We start from the raw sequence: 21,808 nt of genomic DNA on the forward strand, positions 1-21,808 counted from the left end.
GCGGCGCGCAGACCCGCCTGGAAGCGGGTCTGCGCGCCCAGCTCGTCCATCAACCTGTGCAACCGCCGCTGGAACGTCCGATAGCTCAACCCGAGCTGCTTCGCGATGCTGCGATCCGGCAACCCGGTGGCGAGCAACGCGAGCAACCGCGCGTCGTCGATCGACATCTCGTTCGACGTCGGCTCACCCGGCAATGCCAGCGGCACCGCGTCCTCCCACATCCGGGCGAACAACGCCCCGAGCGAGTCGAGCAACGCCGACCGGTGCACGATCACCGCGCTCTCCAGGACCGTCTCCGTGCTGTGCAACGGGATCAGGCCGAGGTGCGCGTCGGCGAGGATCATCTTCGTCGGCGCGAGAGCGACCACCCGCGCCTCCTCCCCCAACGCCAGCCCCGCCTCCAGATCCGCGCGCAGGTCGTGCAACTCCAACGCCTGCCGCTCGTAGATCCCGCGAAACCGCACACCACGCTGAAGCAGCTCCTCCTCGACCGGGTGCAACGAGGAAGGCGGCTTGGCGTAGGGCGGTTTGTCGACGAACCGCACCTCGTGCCGCGCCGTGCGCATCACCTGGTCGACCCGCTGCGAGATCGCCTCGGCGCCGTGCACCACCTCGACGAGGTCCGCCGGAGCGCGCAGACCCGCCGCCCGCTCGTACCGAACCTGCAACTCACCGGCCAGCAACCGGTCCCGCCGAAGGTCGTCTTCGCGGCGCAGGAAGTACGTCGCCAGCGCGACATCCGGGGCGACGGCCGTGTGCAGACCGTTGACGTGGTGCACGAAACCGAGATCGGTCAAGGACCTCAGCGCGGCACGTACGGCCCGCTCAGCCAGTTCTGTGGCAAGACAAAGCTCCGTCACACCCAGTTGATACGAGTCCACGAGCGTCTCGTAAACCGCTAGTTCCGCCGGACGCAATCCGAGCACACAAGCCAGTATGCCGACTTCGGGCACCCGTTGACGCGGGGCCGGAAACGGGTGTAGACATCGGTTGAAAAGGTTTACAGCATCTTTTCACTGCCGCCACGCCGCCGCTGTTGGTTCAACGCATGCGTGCGAGAGGACGGCCAATGGAGACCAACCGCCGCGACTTCCTCAAAGTCGCCGGTGCCACCGCGGGTGTCACGATGCTGTCCGGCTCGTTCCTGAACGCACCGGTTGCGTCGGCGGAGGAACACCTGTCGATCCCGATGGCGGAGTCACCGTGGGACCAGGTGCCCGCGATCCTCGCCAAGATCGTCCCGCCGACCTTCCCCAGCGCCAAGTTCGACATCACGGCGTACGGCGCCAAGGGCGACGGCAAGACGAAGAACACCGAGGCGTTCAAGAAGGCGATCGAGGCCTGCAACAAGGCCGGCGGCGGGCAGGTCGTCGTGCCCAAGGGCAGCTTCCTCACCGGCGCGATCACGCTGCTGAGCAACGTGAACCTGGTCGTCTCGGAGGGCGCCACGATCAAGTTCTCCACCGATCCCAAGGACTACCCGCTGGTCTTCACCCGGTGGCAGGGCATCGAGTGCATGAACTTCTCGTCGTTCATCTACGCCCGCAAGGCCGAGAACATCGCGATCACCGGACCCGGCCTGATCGACGGCCAGGGCCCGTCCGGTCCGTGGTTCGACTACGACCCCAAGCGGCAGCCCGACTGGGAGCAGCTGCAGAAGTGGGCGGTGGAGAACAAGCCGGTGACCGAGCGCAAGTTCGGCATGGGCCACTACCTCAAGCCGAACATGATCACGCTGTACGAGTGCAAGAACGTCCTCGTCGAAGGCGTGCGGCTGCGGAACTCGGCGATGTGGAACGTGCACCCGGTGCTGTGCACGAACGTCACCATCCGCGACATCTTCGTCTACAGCCGCGGCGGCATGGTCGACGGCTGTGACCCCGAGGCGTCGCAGTACGTGCACATCACGGGCTGCCGGTTCGACTGCGGTGACGACGGCATCGCGATCAAGGCGGGCCGCGACATCGACGGCCGCAGGATCGGCGTGGCGAGCGAGAACATCGTCATCGAGAACTGCTCGTTCGAGGGCCGCTGGGGTGCGCTCACGGTGGGCAGCGAGATGTCCGGTGGCGTGCGCAACGTGTTCTTCCAGGACTGCACGGTGAAGAAGGGCTCGTCCTACAAGCCGTTCCACGTGCTGTACATCAAGACGAACAAGCGGCGCGGCGGCACCGTGGAGAACATCCACGCCCGGCGCATCAAGGCGACCGACGTCGACCGCGAGGCGATCATGGTGACGCTGAACTACAGCCTCACCGGCCCCGGCTTCGGCCCGATCGTGAACCCCAAGGTGCAGAACATCACCGCCGACGGCTTCACCGTCAACGGGGTCAAGAAGACCGCGGTCACCCTGGACGGCCTGGCCGAGTCCCACATCAAGAACGTGACGGTCTCCAACAGCACGTTCACCAACGTCACGACCGCCAAACCGTCGATCAAGAACGCGGACGGCACCACGTTCACGAACGTCACCATCAACGGCAAGAAGGTCTGAGGAGAAGCCCTGTGTCCTTGTCACGTCGTGATTTCGCGCGTGTGTCCGGCCTGACGGCCGCTGGTCTCCTGCTCCCGGCAGGCGTTGCGGCCGCAGCACCCGCATTGGGCCGGGACCCGTGGCGTGAGGTGCCCGCCATCCTCGCCCGCATCTGCCCGCCACGCTTCCGCAGGAAGGACTACGACGTCACCGCGTACGGCGCGAAGGGTGACGGCCTCACGAAGAACACCGAGGCGTTCTACCGCGCGATCACGGCGTGCCACCGAGCCGGTGGGGGACGTGTAGTCGTTCCCGCGGGCACGTTCCTCACCGGCGGCATCAGACTTCTGTCCAATGTGGAGCTGCACGTGCGCGAGGGCGCCACGATCAAGTTCTCCACGGACCCCAACGACTACCTGCCGCTCGTGCTCACCCGCTGGGAGGGCACCCTCTGCTACAACTACCAGCCGTTCATCTACGCGTTCGAGCAGAAGAACATCGCGATCACCGGCAAGGGCACGATCGACGGCGACGCGCCCAGCGGCAAGTGGGCGAGCTGGGGTGCCGGCAACACCGCGCTGCTGCGGCAGTGGGGTGAGGAGGGCAAGCCGGTCGAGGAACGCATCATGGGCGTCGGCATGAACATGCGGCCGAACATGATCCAGTTCTTCCGCTGCCAGAACCTGCTGGTCGAGGACGTGCTGATCAAGAACCCGGCGATGTGGTCGCTGCACTTCGTGTTCTCGAAGAACATCACCGTCCGCCGCATCGAGATCTACTCGACGAACTCGCAGGGCGACGGCGTGGACCTCGACTCGTCCTCGTACGCCCACGTGCACGACTCCAAGTTCAACACCAACGACGACTGCGTCGTGATCAAGTGCGGACGGGATGCCGACGGACGGCGGGTCGGCATCCCGTCGACCCACGTCGTGGTCGAGCGCTGCAAGTTCTCCGGCCGGTGGGGCGGGATCACGGTCGGCAGTGAGATGTCCGGTGGTGTGCGGAAGGTGTTCTGCCGCGACTGCGAGATCAACGCGCCGGACTACCCGGGCCGCTACCCGATCAAGCACGCCCTCTACATCAAGTGCAACCAGGACCGCGGCGGCGTCATCGACGGGGTCCACCTGCGCAACGTCTTCGGCCAGAACGTCGAGCGCGAGATCCTGTTCGTCTCGATGTTCTACCAGGGCGGCGGCACCAAGGGCTTCTTCCCGCAGATCAACAACCTGACGATCGACAAGATGCGGATCAACGGCGGCCGGATCGCCGCGACTTTCCGGGGCTTCCCGCAGCAGCACATCCGCAACGTGCTGATCTCCAACTCGACGTTCACCGGCATCACCCAGCCAAACCTGATCGAGAACACCGACAACCTCGTGTTCCGCAACACGACGATCAACGGGGTGGTGCCGGCGTGAGATTCCTGCTGGCGCTCCTGCTCGTCGCTGCCGGACTGTCCGCTGGTTCGCCGATCGCGACGGCTCACGAAGGGTTGTCGTGGAAGGCCGTCTCCACCCCGTTCGCTCTGGATTTCCAGGACGGCAGGCGGACGCTGACCGGACAGCGCGAGACGTTCTACCGGCTCGCGGACGGCACGCAGCACTCGTTGACGAACGTCGTCGCGCAGAAACGGGTTCCGGGCGGGGTGCGGTACGTCGTGGCGACCACGGAGGCGTCCAGGACCGCCTCCGTGGTCGTGACCCGCACCTCACGCGGTCTGCGGGTGGGCTGGACGTTGGAACCTGCCACGGGCGTGGCGCAGGTGTCGGCGAACCTCACCGGCTCGTTGGAGGAGCACTTCCTCGGCGGTGGCGCGCACACGATGTTCGTTGACCTGCAACGACGTGTGCTGCTGAACAAGGCCGTGTTCGTCGGCGCGTCGAACTTCGGCAAGTGCAACAAGAACGGCGCGCCCTCGACGTTCTTCATCTCCAGTGCGGGTTACGGCGTCTACGCCGATACGAAGGCCATCGGGCGGACCGCGTTCCCCGGTGCACTCGCCGACGACCACTGCGCGGACAAGCCCGCCCCCTGCCCGGTCTCGTACGGCGTGCCGGACCGGATCCAGTTGTGCTTCAAGACTTCCCGGCTGGACTACGAGGTCTACGCGGGTTCGCCGGAGAAGGTCAACTCCTCGTACTTCAAACGGGTCGGCACGCCGACCCTGCCGCCCGCGAAGCAGTTCGCGCTGACGAAGTGGCGGGACAAGTACAACCACTCCGACGAGGTCGTCGAGGACGTCACGCGGTTCCAGGCGCGCGGGGTGCCGCTCTCGACTCTGTGGGTCGACAACCCGTGGGAGCAGGGTCCTGTCGGCGCACGGCCAACCTACGCGTGCATCGGCGCGTTGAAGTTCGACAAGACGATGTACCCGGACGCCCAGGGCACGATCGACTGGGTGCGTTCGCGAGGCGTCGACATGGGTGTGTGGGTGGCGCCGTTCCTGTCGAAACTCGCTGACGGCAAGGAATGCCCGCACGACTACCCGGCCGGCTCGTTCGCGCAGTCCGACCGCACGAACGTGTGGGACATCGACCTCACCAACCCGGTGGCGCGGGCGCACTACGAAGCACGGCTCGAAGCCGTGTTCCGGATGGGCGTGAACTTCGTCAAGGGCGACCGGGGCGAGGAGCACAACTTCGAGGAGACGACGTTCGCGGGCGGGCCCGGTACGTTGATCCACAACCAGTACCCGTTGCTGTACGCGGAATCCGTGGTGAAGATGCTGCGGAAGGTGCACGGCGACAACTACACGACGTTGTTCCGCGCGGGTGGCGACGGGATGCCGACGCTGCTGCACGGGTTCTGGCAGGCCGACGCGGACATGAGCTTCGACGGGCTGCGGCTGACCAACCGGCGTGGCATCAACTCATGGATCTCCGGTCACCCGGTGCACGGCTCGGACATCGGTGGCTACCGGAACCTCGGTGGCGGGCCGTCGGAGTCGCTGTTCGTGCGGTGGGCGCAGCAGTCCGCCGTGACGCCGGTCTTCCAGCTCGGCAGCTCCGGCCGCAACTCGACGCCGTGGGTGTACGACCCCGCTACGTTCGAACGGTTCCGGCGCGCCGCGGTGCTGCACTACGAGCTGTTCCCGTACCTGCACGCGCAGGCGGTTCGCGCTTCGAAGGACGGCACGCCGATCACTCAGGCGATGGCGTTCCGGTACCCGTCGTCAGCGGAAGCGTGGAAGGCGGACCAGCAGTTCATGGTCGGGCCGGACCTGCTCGCGGCTCCCGTCACGGCTGATCGCGCGGAAGCCGACGGCGCGGCCGGGAAGCCGACCCCGGTCGACGTCTGGCTGCCTCCGGGCGACTGGATCGACCTGTACTCCGGCGCACGGGTGGCCGGTGGGCGGACTGTTGTGCGGGAGGCCTCGCTCGACGAGTTCCCGTTGTACCTGCGGGCGTCCGCGGCGATGCCGTTCAACTTCCGCACGCCGGACGTCTGGTCCAAGGCGTGGGGTGTGAACGACCTGGACCGGAAGGACCGCGCGGGCTGGCTCGTGTCACCCTCCGCGACCGGCAAGTTCGGCAACCTGCAGGTCAAGTCGTTCGGCAAGCATCTGCTGGTCACGCTGCGGGGTGCGCCCGCGGAGTCGCAACTGATGGTGCCGGCGAACGTGAAACGCGTGGTCATCGACGGGAAGCCGCTGCCGGCGTCGACCGTCGAGGAGCTGCGCGGCAAGGCAACGGGCTGGGCGTCCCTCTCCTCAACGCCCGGCGCGTTCGGCGGCACGGTGCTGAAGCTCCTACCCCGACACGGCTCCAGCACCGTGCTGCTCACCTTCTAGGGCTGCTATCTCTGTGAGCTCGTGGCGGTCATCCGGTCGCCTCGTCGGGTCAACCGCCGAAGGCGATTCGGCCCGAAGCGGCGGCCGGATGACCGACTTCCCGACGAACTCACCGCCATCTGCGGAGCAGGAGCAATAGGGCACTGACAGTCGCTCCACAGGCGGCTCACAGGAAGCGGTCGCAGTCTGGTGTCCATGACGGACAACCACGACCGCGGCCTCCAGTTCGACCTCGCCACGCTGATCGGGCGCCGGCGGGCGTTGTCGCTGTTCGGCGGCGCAGGCCTCACTCTCGTGGCCTGCGCCCCGTCAGCCACGAACTCGAGCTCGACCGCTCCCACCACGACCACCACGTCCTCCACCACCGGGACGACCGCTGACGGCAGCCCGCTGGAGGCGATCCCCGAGGAGACCGCCGGGCCCTACCCCGGCGACGGCTCCAACGGCCCGAACGCGCTCACCCAGAGCGGGATCGTGCGGTCGGACATCCGTTCCAGCTTCGGTTCGTCCTCCCGCACGGCCGAGGGCGTGCAGCTGAACATCGAGCTCACGGTCCAGCACGAGGACGGCAAGCCGTACGCGGGCGCCGCCATCTACCTGTGGCACTGCGACATCAACGGCGACTACTCGATGTACTCGGACCGCGTGAAGAACGAGAACTTCCTGCGAGGTGTTCAGGAAGCCGACAGCGCAGGCAAGTTGAAGTTCGTCAGCGTCTTCCCCGGCGCGTACTCCGGGCGCTGGCCGCACATCCACTTCGAGGTGTACCCGTCGCTCGCCGAGGCGACCAAGGCGGGCAACAAGGTCACGACCTCGCAGCTCGCCTTGCCCGAGACCACCTGCAAGGAGGTCTACGGCACGACCGGGTACACCCGGAGCGTCCAGAACATGTCGCGGACGTCGTTGAAGCAGGACATGGTGTTCCGCGACGGGGTGGACCAGCAGATGGCGACCATGTCGGGGAACGTCCAGTCCGGTTACACGGCTTCTCTCACCTTCGCGGTCGACTAGGTAGCTCGCCGCCAGAGCGCCTGGGTGACCGGTGGCGTCCAGTCCACCTGGGACCGGTGCGCCTGGCGGCACACGTAGGTGCTGCCTCGGTACGTGATCACGTCGTTGACCGCGTACGCCGTGGCGTTCGCCCACGCGGGCAGGATCGGGATGTCCGAGAGGAACACGTTGTCCTCCACCTCCGCGTTCGTGTTCATCTCGATGATCTGCCCGAGCGTGTGCCGGTAGGTGATGCCGTACCGGGCCTCGATGTCGCGCAGGACGGGATCGTTGAGGTAGAAGAACCTGTCACCGTCGCGCAGGTTCTCGAACTGCTTCTTCCAAATCGCCTCCTGCAGTTCGCCGAGCTCGTGGCCGGAGCGGTGCGGTTCGGCGGACATGCCCGCGAACGCGTCGAGCCGGTTCACGTCGCCGTAGAGCGCCCTCAGCCTTGCGGCGTCGGTGGAACGACGGACGCCCGTCACGCCCATCGCGTCGGCCGCGGCCTCCACGTCGAGCGGCACGATGTTGCCCGCGCCGTCCCGCAACCGGACGAAGTCCATGATGTCCGGGTCGTTGGCGGGGTCGTTCGGGTTGATCAACGGGTCGTTCGGGAACGCGCTGGTGGCCTCGCCGGTGATCGCGGTGAAGCTGCTCCGCGCGGGCAGCCCGTACGCCCGGCGCAGGTCGTTGTAGTACGGCAGACCGTGGTCACGGCCTCGTGCCACGTCGATCGCGCCCAGGTCGGTGACGCCGCGGAAGCACCGCGGCAGCTGCGGTCCGTCGAGGCAGCCGGGGTTGCCCGGCACCGGGATCTGGAACAGGACGCTGCGCAGCTGGTTGTCGATCTGCGCGTCGTTGCGGTACTCCGGCTCGGCGCCGATGCCCTTGAGCACCGGTCCCAGGCCGATCGCGCCGACCAGATCGGGGTTGAAGAACGCGGTGTTCAGCGGCACCACGAGCACGACCTGGCCGTCCTCGTGTTCGACCTCGATGCCCTGTGCCTCGAAGGCTTCCAGCTGCTCCTCGGTGTAGGTGCCCTCGGGTGCGATCGGTTCGAGCTCGCCGTGGATGAAGCTGTGCGCCCGGTAGCCGACGACCGCGAACTCGTTGGAGAGTCCGGCGTTCACGTTCGGGTTGTAGCCGCGGTACGGCGACAGCGGCACGCCGAGTGCGGGCAGGAACTCCTGGTACGTGATCCACTGCTGTTCCGCGCCGACCACCCTTCGCGCGATGTCGAACGCGGCCTGGGCGGACAGGGTTCGTGGCAGGGCGTTGACGATCCTGTTGTGCTCCAAGGCGAACAGCGCGTGCGTGGCGGTCAGGGCCACGTTCTCGTTCGCTCGCACGTCTCCGGCGACCATCGCCCGGCCCGGTGTGGCCTGGAGGCGGCCGTCGGCGGCCATGACCGGAGCCTTCGAGGCGTCACCGCGCGCGTCCCGGCGCGGCAGCAATCCGTTGTCCAGCAACAGACGTGCGCCGTTGTTGGCGAGGTTGCCGTCGACCGTGCCCTCGCGCAGCCATTCGAGCCGGGTGGTGTCCTGGCCGTAGACGCTGGAGCCGTCGATGTAGCTGTCGACGGTGTTGAGCTGTTGCCTCACCGTGGTCGCCCCTGTGCCGGGAGCAGCAGGGGTGCGCTGGAACCCGATGGAGCCGAGGTCGTTGCGGAACTCCTCAAGCGGATCGTTGCGGTCGAACGGCAGCGGCGCGTTCTCCCCGCCGGCCTCCTGACGCAGACCGAAGGTGTGGTCCATGAACTGGCCCCACACGAACCCCCACTGCGAGACTCCGCGCTCGGAGAACAGGTTCTGCGCGGAGTCGTTGAACAACCGGTTGCTGACGCGGCGGGGACTCGGGCCACCGACCGGACGCGCGACGCCGTCGGCGTAGCGTGCCGGCGCGACGCGGAGGTACTCGGTGTTGGTCTTGCCCCACTCGGGATGAGCCAGGTTGTTGCAACTGCCGTCCAGCGTTCGCACGGTCGGATCGGTGCACGCGAGAACGGTGTCGTCGAACGGCTCGGCGGAGACTGCCGCCGAGCCGGAGAGAACCAGCGCGGTTGCCGCAGCGACAGGCAGCCAAGCGCTGGAGAGCGCTCTCATGATCTACGGCCTTCTTTCGGGTTTCCTTTCCCGTTTGTCGCGGCGGCGGATTTCGCAGGCTACGCGGGGCCACGTGGGGCGGAATAGGACGCGAACCCCTTAAGGCCTCACCTCGACCCGGCGGCGACCAGCTTCGCGGCGATGGGTTCGAGCACGGTGATCAGCTCGTCGAGCTCAGCCGGGGCGAGAGCCTCGTACGGCGCTTCGGCCAGCTCGTCGGTGACGGCTTCGATGCGTTGCCGGGTCTCACGACCGGCGTCGGTGAACCGGCCGTCGGCGTCGACGATCCCGCGCTCGCGCAAGCCGTCCATGACTGCGGCCAGCCGCTTCTTCGGCAGGTGGTGGATGCGGCCGAACGACTCGGCCGGGTAGACACCCGTTGCCAGCGCGGAGAGCACGTGGGCCTCCGTGCCACCGATCCGTGCGCCGAGCAGAGCCGCGATGTGCCCGTCACCGCGGTGCTCGCGCAGCGTGGTCGCCGAGTGCCACAGCCTTGCAACCGGATCGCTCGGCACCGGAAGAGTGCGCATCCCCGCGTACATCGGCCGGCCGTTCGTCGGCGCGCTCGTCGCGGCCTTGGTGGTCAGGTCGGCGGCGCGCACCAGGCCAGGCGAATCGGCCAGGTCACCCAGGATCCGCCGCAGGGAGGCCGCGCTTCCCCGTTCCCGCGCGGCGACGGACTCCTCGGGCGGGATCTTCTCCCACGCGCTCGGGATGTGCCGCGCGGCCTCGCCCTCGGCGAAGCTGTAGAAGACCGCGTGCACGACCTCGGCCGACACCCGCCCCAGCGGTGCGGCGCGGCTGGCGAAGTAGCCGGCCCAGTAGTCGGGGTGGCCGAGCGCGGCGAACTCCTCGTTGCACTCGTCGGCGAAGAAGGTGACCAGGCAGATCGGCTCCAGGAGCTCGAACATGCGCCGCGCGGTGTTGGCCATGACCCACATCATGCCCGTGCAAGAGCGAGCCACAGCTCCGCGCGCAGTCCAGGCGAGTCCAACGAACGTCCGAGCGCTTGCTCGGCTTTGCGCACCCGGTTCTTCAACGTGTGCCGGTGCACGCCCAACGCCGTCGCGGCCGGATCCCACGCGCCGTGGTGAGCAAGCCAGACCTTGAGTGTTTCCCGGGTTTCCTCGTCGAGCGGCCTCAGCAGGGCATCTGCAAACCCGTCGGGGATCTTCAACCCTCCCGCGAAGTCCTCGAACCTCCGGATCCCGGCAGCGCGTGCCTGCCGGGCTTCCCGATATCCCCGCGCGACCTCACTTATGTCCACTTCGGACGATGCGAAGCCGTCGAGCTCCTGTGCCAGCACCACGATCTCACCTTCGTGCTCGGCCCAGAAGCCGTCGTCCGGTGGCGTGTCGGACAGGAACACCCGGAAGCGTTCCGGCAGACCGTCGATCGGCAGGCCTGCCAGGAGCATCCGGAACTGACCGCTGCGGAGTTCCCTGCGCGCGGCGTCGACCTCGTCGTTCTGGGCGAGGGCGAGCGTCAGCAGTGACGCCGCCGTGTTGACGATGCTGAGGTCGGTGTCGAGCGGTTCGGACGTGCCGACCGCGAGCACACCCCGTGCGCGGCTGCCGAGGACCTGCAGGAACACGTGCGTGCCGTCGATCTCGAACGCCGCGCTGGCCAGACCACCCGCGGTCTTGAGTCTGGTGACCTCGGCGGTGAGATCCGGGACGAGACGCGGGTTGTGGGTGTGGACCGGCCGGCCGGTGGCGTCGAGCAGCACGATCCAGCCGTCGATCCACTGACCGAGCCTGCGCACCACGCCCGCGACACCCGCCCGCACGGCCGCTCTCGTCAACGCCCGCTGAGCCTCGCTGGTCCGGGTGAGAGCGGCGTACTCGTCGGCGGCGACCGCCTTCGACACCGCCTTGCTGATCGCGATGAACGGCACCTCACGCGGCACCTCGACGAGCCCCAGCCCCGCAGCGTCAGCGGCTTCGACGAGATCGGGTGGGACGACGGCGTGGCCCAGCCCGGTACCGAAGCCAAGCCCGACAACACCCGCACGCACGAGCCGATCGACATACGCACGCGCAGCCTCGCCGACGCCGACGCCGCCAGGAGCAGGGGCACCGCCCCCGAAACCCACCCCGGCGAGCCCGGTGGTGAGCAGCAACTCCCCACCTTCCAGAAATGGCGTGGGGTCCATCAACTCCGTCCCGTGCACCCACTCCACCGGCCTCTCCACCTCCCCCGCGAGCACCGGCAACCGCAGCGTCCTGGCAAGTTCCCGCAGCGTGATGGGCATGTGCCAATTTGTACAACCTAGGCACTGCAGATCGCCATTTCAGACACTGCGCAGGGCGTTGACCAGGGCCATGCTGAGCAACATGACCCGACTGCGCACCGCGATCCCCGGTCCCAAGTCGCTGGCACTCCAGGCGCGGCGCAAGGACGCCGTCGCCGCCGGTGTCGGCTCGACGCTGCCCGTCTACATCGAGTCGGCCGACGACGGCCTTCTGATCGACGTCGACGGCAACCAGCTCATCGACCTCGGCTCCGGCATCGCCGTGACGAACGTCGGCAACCCCGCGCCCGCGGTCGCCGAGGCGGTGCACGCGCAGATCGACAGGTTCAGCCACACCTGCTTCATGATCACCCCCTACGAGGGCTACCTCGAGGTGTGCGAGGAGCTCAACGCACTCACCCCCGGCGACCACGAGAAGCGCTCGGTGCTGTTCAACTCCGGCGCCGAGGCCGTGGAGAACGCGGTCAAGATCGCCCGGCACGTCACCGGCAGGCAGGCCGTCGTGGTGTTCGACCACGGCTACCACGGCCGCACGAACCTCACGATGGCGTTGACCGCCAAGAACATGCCGTACAAGCACCGGTTCGGGCCGTTCGCGCCCGAGGTCTACCGGGTGCCGGCGTCCTACCCTCTGCACGACGGTCTCACCGGTGCCGAGGCAGCTCAGAAGGCGATCGCCGCCATCGAGAAGCAGGTCGGCGCCGACAACACCGCCGCCGTCGTGATCGAGCCGATCCAGGGCGAGGGCGGTTTCATCGCACCGGCTCCCGGCTTCCTGCCCGCCGTCGCCGAGTGGTGCCGTGAGCGCGGCGTGCTGTTCGTCGCCGACGAGATCCAGACCGGCTTCTGCCGCACCGGTTCGTGGTTCGCCTCCGACCACGAGAACGTGGTGCCGGATCTGATCACCACCGCCAAGGGCATCGCCGGCGGCCTCCCGCTGGCCGCCGTGACGGGCCGCGCCGAGATCATGGACGCCGTGCACGTGGGCGGACTCGGCGGCACCTACGGCGGCAACCCCGTCGCGTGCGCGGCGGCTCTCGGTGCCATCCGCACGATGCGCGAGCGCGACCTCAACGCTGCCGCACGCCGCATCGAGGAGACGGTCGTGTCCCGCCTGCGCGCTGTCGCGGAGAAGACCGACATCATCGCGGACATCCGCGGCCGCGGCGGGATGCTCGCCATCGAGTTCACCGAACGCACGCCCGAAGTCGCCGCCCGCGTCGCGAAGGCGTGCCACGACCAGGGTGTCGTCGTGCTGACGTGCGGCACGTACGGCAACGTGATCCGTCTGCTGCCCCCGCTGGTCATCCCGGACGACCTGCTCGCCGAAGGCCTCGACGTGCTCGAAGGAGCTCTGCTCGCATGATCCCGTTCAACACCCCCGCCGAAGTCGAGAACGCCGTCGCCACGGCGTTCGCCGTCGCACCCGAGCTCGCCGCCCTGCCCGCACACCGCCGTGCCGCCGCGCTGGACCACGTCTCCCGCCGCCTGGCCGAGCGCGCGGAGGAGTTCGCGCAGGCCATCAACGACGACTCGGGCAAGCCGCTGAAGTGGGCGCGCATCGAGGTGACCCGCGCGGTCTCGACGTTCCGCTGGGCCGCCGAGGAGGCCCGCCGCTTCTCGGGCGAGCTACAGCGCCTCGACACCGACCCGTCCGCCGAGGGCCGTCTCGCGCTGGTCCGCCGCGTGGCGCGCGGCCCGGTGCTGGGCATCGCGCCGTTCAACTTCCCGCTGAACCTGGTGGCGCACAAGGTCGCTCCCGCCCTGGCGGTCGGCGCTCCCATCGTGCTGAAGCCCGCGCCCGCCACCCCGAAGGTCGCGTTCCTGCTCGGCTCGCTGCTCGCCGAGACCGACCTGCCCGACGGCGCGTGGTCCGTGCTGCACCTGTCCAATGAGGACACCGCAAAGCTCGTCGAGGACCCGCGCCTGCCGGTCGTCTCGTTCACCGGCTCAGGCCCGGTCGGCTGGGGCATCAAGGAACGCGTGCCGCGCAAGCACGTCACCCTCGAGCTCGGCGGCAACGCGGCCGCGATCGTCGCCCCCGACTGGCAGGACGTCGAGTTCGCCGCGCAGCGCATCGCCACGTTCGCGATGTACCAGGCGGGCCAGTCGTGCATCTCGGTGCAGCGCGTCTACGTGCACACCGACATCTACGACGCCATCTCGGAAGCCGTTGTGCAGCACGTCAACAAGCTCGACGTCGCAGGCGACGTCGGCCCGTTGATCAGCGACGCCGCCGCCGAACGCGTTGAGGCATGGGTGAACGAGGCGTCCGCGACCGTCCTGACCGGCGGCACTCGTGACGGCCGCACCTACGCGCCCACCGTGCTGACAGACGTGCCGGAGGACGCGAAGGTGAGCGCCGAGGAGGTGTTCGGCCCAGTCGTCACGCTCACGCGCGTCGACTCCGTGGACGAGGCGTTCGACCGCGTGAACGCCTCCCGCTACGGCCTGCAGGCGGGCCTCTTCACGAACGACGTGCGCTTGGCTTTCCGCGCCGCACAACGACTCCAGGTCGGCGGCGTGATCGTCGGCGACGTCCCGAGCTACCGCGCCGACCAGATGCCGTACGGCGGCGTGAAGGAGTCCGGCGTCGGCCGCGAAGGACTCCGTGCGGCCATGGACGACCTCACGGAGCCCCGCGTGCTCGTGCTGACGGGCCTGGAGCTCTAAACCCCGGCGACTTCCCTGATCCAGTCGCGATACGTCGCAATGCTCGCGTACTGGGTCAGCTCGTAATCACCGGTAGAGCACACGCCCATCTGCACACCGTCCGCGTCGATCTGAGGACCGCCGGAGTCTCCGTACCCGGCGGTCCCGGTCTCCCACCGGGTCTCGACAGCAACCCCACCGAACGCGTCCTGCGACATGCCGACCACCTTGACAGCGGCACGTTTCAGGTACGGCGAAATGGACTCGCAACACTCGTAGTCCGTGGTGCCCCATCCATAGATGTGATGGACCTCGCCGACCTCGGGAACACGGTCGGCGAGCTTCACGTACTCGGTGTCCACAGAGGACTCCAGCCGCAGCAGCATCAGGTCGGCGACCGGGTGATCAATCCTCTCCACGATCGCCCGTTCCTCACCCTGACCAAGATTCACATTCCCGACCCGCACGCTGTCCCCACCGCAGTGCCGCGCGCTCAGCACCCACTCCGGCGCAATGATCGACGCGGTGCAGCCGAACTGGCCACCACCCTGCAACTGCACCGCCCACGGCGCGCTGCCGACGAACTCACCCTCGACGATGTTCGGCCGCACGTCGGCCTGAGCCGTCGCACCGGCGAGCGTCAGCAGAACTGCAGCGGCGAGTGCCCTGATCTTCACAGCGCCACCCCTCCAACCGGTTCGCCCGCGGACGGCGAACCGAGGCTGGCACAGTTCCCCACCCGTGACCCACTCGGACATTCGACTGCAACGACCCACCCCGCCGCTTCCATCCAACCCGAACACATCCGATGAATGGGTCGATCCTGACCTTGACTGCGATGATTCACGAGTGGCAGTCACGATCAGGGATGTCGCTCGCCAAGCTCAGGTCTCCGTCTCGACGGTCTCGCGCGCCCTCAGCGCGCCCGGCCTGGTCAAAGAGGCCACCCGCCAACGGGTCCTGGACGTAGTCGCCGGCCTCGGCTACCAGCCGAACCGCGCGGCGAGAAGCCTGATCACGGGCCGCACCGGGAACCTCGGCATCGTGGTCCCCGACCTGGAGAACCCCTTCTTCCCCTCAGTCCTGCGCGGCGTGCAGACCCGCGCAGGCGAGGCCGGCACCTCGGTCTTCTTCTGCGACAGCAGGGAAGACCCCGAAACAGAAGCCGAGCTGGTCCGCACGATGGCCCCGCAGGTGGACGGCGTGGTGCTCTGCGCCTCCCTGCTGACCGACGACCAGATCACCGACCTGGCCGACCTGACACCACTGGTGCTGATCAACCGCATCGTCCCAGGCGTCTCTTCGGTGCTGATGGACAGCGCCCTGGGCATGGACCTGGTGATAGCCCACCTGGAATCCTTGGGCCACAAGGACTACGTCTACCTGGGCGGCCCCGCGGCAGCGTGGTCGAACAACAGAAGGCTCCAGGGCTTAGCGGGCCGCGCCCAGCTGCTCGGCTCGTTCGAACCGAACTTCACCGGCGGCTACGCGGCAGCCGAACAAGCACTCAAGACGAACGCGACAGCGTTCATCGCCTACAACGACCTGATGGCGCTCGGCGTCCTGAGCTACCTCGCCGAACACGGCGTCCAGGTACCGCAGCAGATCAGCGTGACGGGCTTCGACGACATCCTCTACGCCGCAATGTGCTCACCGGCCCTCACCACCATCGCGATGCCAACCGAGGAGGCGGGCAAGGTGGCGGTAGACCTCCTGGCCTCACGCCTGGACGGCGGCCCGGCAGAGGTCCGCGAACTCCCGACAAAGCTCGTAATCCGCGCAAGCACCCGCAAACATCCGATGTCCGCTTGACTTCCGGAACAACGACCGGGAACGCTCCACGCCCCAGGCGCATTCCTGATCACGAACGAACAACTAGGCCCACTAGTCAGCACTCCGGCCGCGAGGGAGTCCTTCTACGACTCCCTCGCGCGGCCACGAAGTCGCTCTCTAGTCGTACCCGCGAACGTGGCCGTCCTCGTCAGCAAGAATTTCGTAGCGGTCCATAGCGGATCTCCTTCCACGGTGTCTGACATCACAAACCGTAGAGCCTCAGCCGCATCCTGTGGAGTGAATTTCCACCGCAACCGGGGTAGTCACCGCTAACCCAAGGGGGTCGTAGGGGGTACCCAACACCACCACCTCGCCTGTGACGTGCATCACACCCTAAGGCTAATCAACGACTACACAGCGCCTATCGAGACAACAAATCTGCCCCAACGGGTTGCCTCAACTACCCCATCCGGGGGACAAAACCGGTCATGCGATCGATGCTCACCGTAATCGCAGCGGCCACTCTGCTAGTGACCCCAGCGACCCCCGCACTAGCCGCCGACCCCATCGCCACAACGGTAGAACGCCTCAACACCTACCGCGCGAAGCACGGCGTCGCCCCACTCTCACTCGATTCCGAAGTGACCAGGACAGCCCAGGAATGGGCAGACCACCTCCACGAGACAGACGGTTTCGAACACCGCCCGAACAACCCCTACGGCGAAAACCTTTACTGGATCAGCAGCCGCACCCGCGCCATTGACACGGTCGCCACAAAGGCACTCGACAGCTGGTACGCCGAATCCCGAGGCTACGACTACACCGAGGAGATGACGCAGTCCAACATCGACTACAGCGTCCTGCACTTCACAGCAATGGTCTGGAAGAGCTCAACCCGCGTAGGAGTAGGCCTCAAGCAGGGCAAGAACGGCACCTACGTAGTCCTGAACTTCGCAGAGCGAGGCAACACCCTGACCCACTTCGTGGCAAACGTGCTCTCCCCACTCCCCACCAGGTGATCACGAAGCCGAAGGCGGCCGCCCGACCCCCTGCGGACCAGGCGCCCAGAACTACCTCAACCCAGCAGTCTCGGTAACCGCCCTCAACGCCGCAACCACAGCAGAGAACGGCGGCAGGAACGGCTTCCCAGCAGGAGTCTCCCCGAGCCACCCAACCCCACCCCGGTCAATCCGAGACGGAGGCAACGGCACCAGGGTCCCAAGTCGATGCGTGAGCGCCCCCCGAGCCCGCAACCGAATCAGATTGACCTGAGAAGCCTCATCAGCCGAGGACGTGAGCAACAACCACCGCCCAGGAGCCGAAGGCAACACCACCACAGGCCCAGCAAGCATCCGCACAGCCAGATACCCCTGCACCTCCCCACCAATCCCAGCCCCCATCTCCACCGCCGACACCTGATGATCGGTGGTCAACAGCAGCCGGTTCTCAGACCGAAGCACAAGCCAGCCCCAGTCCGAGTAACGCTCCAGAGCACTGGAAAACGAGTCGAGTTGCGGCAATACTCCCTTAGGCGAGTTCATCGTCCTCACCCTCACTGTTGATCGGCCAGATGGATGATGTAACCCCGATCACACAATTTGACTCTCCGCCGCCATGAACTCACTATCGGCCCGCCATCGGCAGACTAGAACGGGGCTGGAGAGCGTGACTCACCTGCAACAACGCCACGTAACCATGATCGCTCTAGGCGGCGTCATCGGAGCCGGCCTCTTCGTGGGCACAGGCACCGGCATCAAACTGGCCGGCCCAGCAGTACTCATCTCATTTGGTCTGGCCGGCTTCCTGGCACTGCTAATCATGCGCATGCTGGGAGAAATGGCCGCAGAACACCCGAGCGGCGGCGCCTTCTCCGTCCACGCAGAAAAGGCCATCGGCCCGTGGGCAGGCTTCACCGTAGGCTGGTCCTACTGGGCAACAGTCGGCGTAGTACTGGCCGTAGAAGCCACCGGCGCAGCCAAGATCGCCGCAGGCTGGCTCCCCGCAGTCCCCCAATGGGCCTGGGTCCTGATCTTCATGTCGGCCTTGACCGCAGTGAACCTGACCAACGTCCGGAACTTCGGCGAGTTCGAGTTCTGGTTCGCGGGCTTGAAAATCGCCGCCATCGTCATCTTCCTGGCACTGGGCGCAGCCGCCATCGCAGGCCTGTTCCCCAACGTGGACTCTCCCGGCCTGACCAACCTCAAGGACTTCCTCCCCAACGGCTGGACCGGCGTGCTGGCGGGCTTCATGGCCGTGGTCTTCGCATTCGGCGGCCTGGAGGTAGTCACCATCGCCGCAGCAGACGCAGAAGACCCGAAGCACGCCATCGGCAAGGCGGTCAAAACCTCCATCACCCGCCTGCTCGTCTTCTACTTGGGCTCCATGGCCGTAGTGGTCACCCTGCTCCCCTGGAACGACTCCGAGGTAGGCGCCAGCCCCTACGTGGCAGTCCTGAACCGCCTGGGCATCCCCGCAGCCGGCCAGATCATGAACGTGGTCATCTTCGTGGCCCTGCTGAGCGCCATCAACGCCACCCTCTACGGCGCCGCCCGCATGCTCTGCTCCCTGGCAGAACGCGGCGAAGCCCCCAAAGCCCTCCTCACCAAGCACAACGGCGTCCCGAGAAACGCAGTACTGGCAAGCGTCGCATTCGGCTTCTTCTCAGTCATCCTCAACTACCTCTGGCCGGACACCGTCTTCCTGCTCCTCCTCAACGCCGTCGGCTCAGCACTCCTGGTCGTCTGGGGCTTCATCGCCATCTCCCAGATCCGCCTGCGCAAGACCATCTCAAACCCGACCGTCCCGATGTGGGGCTACCCGTACCTCTCCTGGCTGGCCCTGGCCGGCATCGCGGCGATCATCGCCTTGATGCTGAGCGACGAACAGGCCCGCGGACAGATCCTGTCCACGGGCCTGTTCGTGGCGATCATCGCCGCGACAGCGCTCAGCAGGTCAGCTTTGCGCCGGCGAAGTCACCACGGTCGAACCTGACACCATCACCGCTGTCGTTGACAACGAGCCGCAGGAACTTGGCTCCCTTCAACGACCCTTCAATCGAAACCGCGTCGTCACGCCACGTCCGCAACCCGCTGGACGCGACCTTCACCCCGTCGGCCCAGACCTCGAAGATCGCCGTGCCCTGCTGGTTCACATCACGCTCGTCATCAATCCCGACATCGGACGAGAACGACGTACAACGCCCACCCACGTACAGAATGAGCTCGGCGTTGGCGTGCGCGCCGAGCCCCTTCTCGTAGGTCTTCCCGTTGATGGTCAACGTCTTCCCGTCACCACCGATGTAGCCGCCGTTGGACCGGTCTCTCTCGACAGGCCCGTACCCACTGCGCTCGGTGGTGAACTTGACGTCACTGGCCCACAACGAAGCCCCCGACGGCGCCGGAACAGGCACCAGCACCGACGAACGGACCGGCCGCGTCAACTTCCCGTGCCCGACCCAGGTCACACCCAAGGAGCCGTTCAACACATGAGCCCCGGGTGAAACCCCGGCCGGTGGTGTAACCCGCCACTTCCCCTGCACCGACTGCGAAGTCAGCAACACCGGAGCACGTTCAGAAGACAGCTTCTCAACCTTCCACCCCGCGGGCGCCACGAACGAGGTAGCAGCGTTCAACACCGGAATCGGCGCCTGGTTGGTGGCCGTCACGGTCGCCACGAACGGTTCCCCAGCCGGGGTGATCGTGCTGGGAATCCCCGGGATGGACGCAGCGATGTCCAGCTGCGTGTCGATCGCCGGCTCGTGCTTGTACCAGTCCTGCGACGCCTTCACCCGGAAGATCGCCGTACCGTGCGGCGGCAACGAGGCCGAGAGCTTCCCGGCCGACTGGAAGTTCTTGTGCTGATCCAAGTCCCGCACGGTGTACCCGACACTGTGCGGCAGCCCGAGGTCACGCGCGGTCGTGGAGATCGTCGCGTTCACCTCGGACTCGTTGAACAGCGCCACCGCCTTGTCGCCGTTGGCCAGCGGCTTGACGAACACCCAGTGCCCGTCCTTCTGGTGCACGACCTTGGCCTGGACGCCGAGCTTGTCCTGGTTGATCGCGATGATCTCCTTGTTGCGCAGGATGTCGAAGTGCTCCTGCGACACCTTGCGCAGGTCCGAGCCGATCAGCAGCGGCGCCGCCATGATCGACCACAGCGCGAAGTGGCTCTTGTACTCCGTCGTGGTCTGCTGGCCGTTGCCGACCTCCAGCATGTCCGGGTCGTTCCAGTGCCCCGGACCGGCATAAGCATCCAGCGGCGCGTTCAGCTTGATGATCTCGACCGTCTTGGACCAGGTGTCGTTGATGTCACCGGTGGTGCGCCACAGGTGACCGACGCCCTTGCCCCACTCCCACGGCTTGTTCTGACCCCACTCGCAGATCGAGTAGACGATCGGCCGGCCCGTCTTCTTCAGCGCGTCCCGCATCTTCGTGTAGCGCTCAAGAGCCGGGCGGTTCTGGTTGTTGCAGTTGTCGTACTTGAGGTAGTCGACGCCCCAGTCCGCGAACGTCTGCGCGTCGATCTCCTCGTGGTCCAGCGATCCCGGCATCGTGCGAGCGCATGTCTGCGTGCCCGCGCTGGTGTAGATGCCGAACTTGAGGCCGCGCGCGTGGATGTAGTCGGCGAGCGCCTTGATGCCGCTGGGGAACCGGGTCGGGTGGTTGCGCAGCCGGCCCGTCTCGGGGTCGCGGTTGAGATCCGCCCAGCAGTCGTCGACGTTCACGTACTGGTAGCCGGCGTCCTTCAACCCCTTCGACACGAAGATGTCCGCCATGTCGCGGATCATCTGCTCGTTGATGTCGCAGCCGGTGGTGTTCCAGTTGTTGAACCCCATCGGCGGCGTCAACGCCAGCGTCGGGTCAGCTTCAACGACCGGATCGGCCTGGGCAACCGGAGCGGCTTGGGCAACCGGCCCGGAAACAGGCACAGCCACGGACGCGGCGACGAGCGCCAGCGCCGTGAGCAGAGATCTCACTCCCACTTGTAACCCCTGTAGTTGCGGATGAGCTGATAGGTGTTCTGCAGGCCGGAGCTCTCGATGCTCCGGTAGATGCCCCACTTGGGGCGCAGGTAGTTCTTGTCCCGCCACAGGTCGACGGCTGTCGTGCGACCCTGACCGACGACCGCGGCACCGTCCTTGAACAGCCACGCCAGGTGGCCGCCGCTGTTCGACGCCTTGAACTCGAACTCGACGTCGATCCACTTGTTCTGCAACGGAGTCCAGTCACCGACGATGTGCTCGGTGTTGGCGTCGTTGTCCTTCAACGTCAGGATCGTGAGCGTCGGCTTGTCCTTGGCGCGCGGCGTCAAAGTCCACAGTGGGCCGCCGACGTCCTGCACCTTCATCTGCATGATGTGCGTGAACCTGGTCGTGGCGGTCAGCGAGGACGGCCAGAACGCCTGGTAGGTGATCTTCCAGGTCTGGTCCTTTCCGATCTTGTGCGTGGTGCCGCCGGACCGCATGCCCTTGGACTCGTTGCGCTGCCGGTCCGAACCGTCGCGGTCCCGGGTGTGCATGTCGAAGCGCCAGTGGTCGCCAGACACGTAGATGTGCTTGGTGCCGCTGTGCGAGCCCGCGCGGTCGTCTTCCAGGCCCTCGAACGCTTTCAGACCGTCACCGGACGGTGTCGGGTTCCACTTCAACGCCCACGCGGCCTCGATCACCGGGTCCGCGTACGCCGGTCGCACCACACCGAGTGCCAGTGCCCCCGCGGCGCCGAGCTTGACGGCGCCGCGGCGGGAGAGTTCTGCCATCGTCTGCCTCCTTCGGA

Annotated in this window: 16 protein-coding genes; 9 read left to right on the forward strand and 7 right to left on the reverse strand. The window is 66.8% G+C overall.

Annotation, left to right across the window (positions count from 1 at the left end):
- On the reverse strand, positions 1-926 hold a 926-nt coding region (locus LFM09_RS26600; RefSeq protein ID WP_414099273.1), incomplete at its 3' end, for a helix-turn-helix domain-containing protein.
- 143 nt (positions 927-1,069) lie between these two features.
- Here LFM09_RS26600 and LFM09_RS26605 point away from each other — a divergent pair.
- The 4 genes from LFM09_RS26605 (at position 1,070) to LFM09_RS26620 (ending at position 7,277) form a co-directional block, all read left to right on the forward strand.
- On the forward strand, positions 1,070-2,494 hold the full coding sequence (locus LFM09_RS26605) for a glycosyl hydrolase family 28 protein (protein WP_414099274.1): 1,425 nt from the start codon (positions 1,070-1,072) through the stop codon (positions 2,492-2,494).
- Between the two features lie 11 nt (positions 2,495-2,505).
- Positions 2,506-3,894 (forward strand): glycoside hydrolase family 28 protein, encoded by a 1,389-nt coding sequence (locus LFM09_RS26610; protein ID WP_414099275.1) that lies wholly within the window; start codon positions 2,506-2,508, stop codon positions 3,892-3,894.
- Positions 3,891-6,266 carry a TIM-barrel domain-containing protein gene (locus LFM09_RS26615; RefSeq protein WP_414099276.1) on the forward strand — a complete coding sequence of 792 codons (2,376 nt, stop codon included), beginning with the start codon at positions 3,891-3,893 and terminating at the stop codon, positions 6,264-6,266. Before LFM09_RS26610 ends, LFM09_RS26615 begins: the two co-directional genes overlap by 4 nt.
- 195 nt (positions 6,267-6,461) lie before the next feature.
- Positions 6,462-7,277: an intradiol ring-cleavage dioxygenase gene (locus tag LFM09_RS26620; protein WP_414099277.1), complete on the forward strand. Its 816-nt coding sequence runs from the start codon at positions 6,462-6,464 to the stop codon at positions 7,275-7,277.
- Here the strand turns inward: LFM09_RS26620 and LFM09_RS26625 are convergent.
- The 3 genes from LFM09_RS26625 to LFM09_RS26635 form a co-directional block, all read right to left on the reverse strand.
- A complete protein-coding gene (locus LFM09_RS26625; RefSeq protein ID WP_414099278.1) occupies positions 7,274-9,358 on the reverse strand; it encodes a peroxidase family protein in 2,085 nt (694 codons plus the stop codon). The two genes, LFM09_RS26620 and LFM09_RS26625, sit on opposite strands and share 4 nt — an antisense overlap.
- Before the next feature lie 107 nt (positions 9,359-9,465).
- Positions 9,466-10,290 (reverse strand): SCO6745 family protein, encoded by an 825-nt coding sequence (locus LFM09_RS26630; RefSeq protein ID WP_414099279.1) that lies wholly within the window; start codon positions 10,288-10,290, stop codon positions 9,466-9,468.
- A gap of 8 nt (positions 10,291-10,298) precedes the next feature.
- The gene (locus LFM09_RS26635; protein WP_414099280.1) at positions 10,299-11,612 is read right to left on the reverse strand and encodes a PucR family transcriptional regulator; all 1,314 of its coding nucleotides are present in this window, start codon (positions 11,610-11,612) and stop codon (positions 10,299-10,301) included.
- Between the two features lie 82 nt (positions 11,613-11,694).
- Here LFM09_RS26635 and gabT point away from each other — a divergent pair, with 82 nt between their 5' ends.
- Together gabT and LFM09_RS26645 are read left to right on the forward strand one after the other, a co-directional pair.
- Positions 11,695-12,978, forward strand: coding sequence for a 4-aminobutyrate--2-oxoglutarate transaminase (gabT, locus tag LFM09_RS26640; protein ID WP_414099281.1), 1,284 nt, complete (start codon positions 11,695-11,697; stop codon positions 12,976-12,978).
- Positions 12,975-14,285: an aldehyde dehydrogenase family protein gene (locus tag LFM09_RS26645; RefSeq protein ID WP_414099282.1), complete on the forward strand. Its 1,311-nt coding sequence runs from the start codon at positions 12,975-12,977 to the stop codon at positions 14,283-14,285. Before gabT ends, LFM09_RS26645 begins: the two co-directional genes overlap by 4 nt.
- Here the strand turns inward: LFM09_RS26645 and LFM09_RS26650 are convergent.
- Positions 14,282-14,941, reverse strand: a complete 660-nt coding sequence (locus LFM09_RS26650) for a S1 family peptidase (protein ID WP_414099283.1) — start codon at positions 14,939-14,941, stop codon at positions 14,282-14,284. The genes LFM09_RS26645 and LFM09_RS26650 overlap by 4 nt on opposite strands.
- Before the next feature lie 172 nt (positions 14,942-15,113).
- On the opposite strand from LFM09_RS26650, the gene LFM09_RS26655 reads away from it, so the two are divergent.
- From LFM09_RS26655 to LFM09_RS26665, 3 genes are all read left to right on the forward strand, one after another.
- A complete protein-coding gene (locus LFM09_RS26655) occupies positions 15,114-16,076 on the forward strand; it encodes a LacI family DNA-binding transcriptional regulator (protein ID WP_414099284.1) in 963 nt (320 codons plus the stop codon).
- 458 nt (positions 16,077-16,534) lie between these two features.
- The gene (locus LFM09_RS26660; RefSeq protein ID WP_414099285.1) at positions 16,535-17,056 is read left to right on the forward strand and encodes a CAP family protein; all 522 of its coding nucleotides are present in this window, start codon (positions 16,535-16,537) and stop codon (positions 17,054-17,056) included.
- 646 nt (positions 17,057-17,702) lie between these two features.
- A complete protein-coding gene (locus tag LFM09_RS26665; RefSeq protein ID WP_414099286.1) occupies positions 17,703-19,028 on the forward strand; it encodes an amino acid permease in 1,326 nt (441 codons plus the stop codon).
- Here the strand turns inward: LFM09_RS26665 and LFM09_RS26670 are convergent.
- On the reverse strand, positions 18,982-21,018 hold the full coding sequence (locus LFM09_RS26670) for an NPCBM/NEW2 domain-containing protein (protein ID WP_414099287.1): 2,037 nt from the start codon (positions 21,016-21,018) through the stop codon (positions 18,982-18,984). The genes LFM09_RS26665 and LFM09_RS26670 overlap by 47 nt on opposite strands.
- Entirely contained in the window at positions 21,009-21,791 is a 783-nt protein-coding gene (locus tag LFM09_RS26675; protein ID WP_414099288.1) for a Tat pathway signal sequence domain protein, read from the reverse strand. The genes LFM09_RS26670 and LFM09_RS26675 overlap by 10 nt, the downstream gene beginning before the upstream one ends.
- Positions 21,792-21,808: the final 17 nt, after the last annotated feature.

Source organism: Lentzea alba (genome assembly GCF_047445655.1).
GTDB lineage: Bacteria > Actinomycetota > Actinomycetes > Mycobacteriales > Pseudonocardiaceae > Lentzea > Lentzea alba_A.